The sequence below is a fragment of the Streptomyces sp. SID1328 genome (genome assembly GCF_009865595.1).
In the GTDB taxonomy this organism is placed as follows: Bacteria; Actinomycetota; Actinomycetes; order Streptomycetales; family Streptomycetaceae; genus Streptomyces; species Streptomyces griseoluteus.
Map to the genome: position 1 here is coordinate 1 of NZ_WWKH01000810.1, position 390 is coordinate 390.

General features: G+C 79.0%; 1 protein-coding gene. It reads right to left on the reverse strand.

Features of this window, described 5'->3' with window-relative positions:
- Positions 1-390, reverse strand: a 390-nt coding sequence (locus tag GT030_RS25870; protein ID WP_161203173.1) for a hypothetical protein, incomplete at both ends; no start/stop codon positions are given.

Genomic DNA, 390 nt, shown 5'->3' on the forward strand with positions numbered 1-390 from the left:
GGCCCGCTCCCACTCGGCCATCCGGTGCCGCAGCGCGACCCGGCGCTCCACCGCGCGGGCCAGGAGCACGATCGCGGCCGTGCCACCCGCCACGCCAAGTCCGACCGCGACCGTGTGCTGCCAGACCGCCACGTCGTTCGGCGGCGGCGCCACCGTACGGCCCCGGCTGTCGAACCACACCGTGACCGTGTCCCCGGCCCGCGTCCCGGCCCGCACGTCGGCGACAGCGGTACGCGTCCGCCGGCCCGGCTCCGTCCAGCGGACCTCGGCCCGGTAGCCGTGACCGCGGTCGCCGTGCACGGTGGGCCGCGATGCGGGACGGCCGGCCACCACGGCCCGTACCGGCTGTCGCTCGGCCCGCTGCTCCTCGGCGTGCGTCCGCGCGCGGTC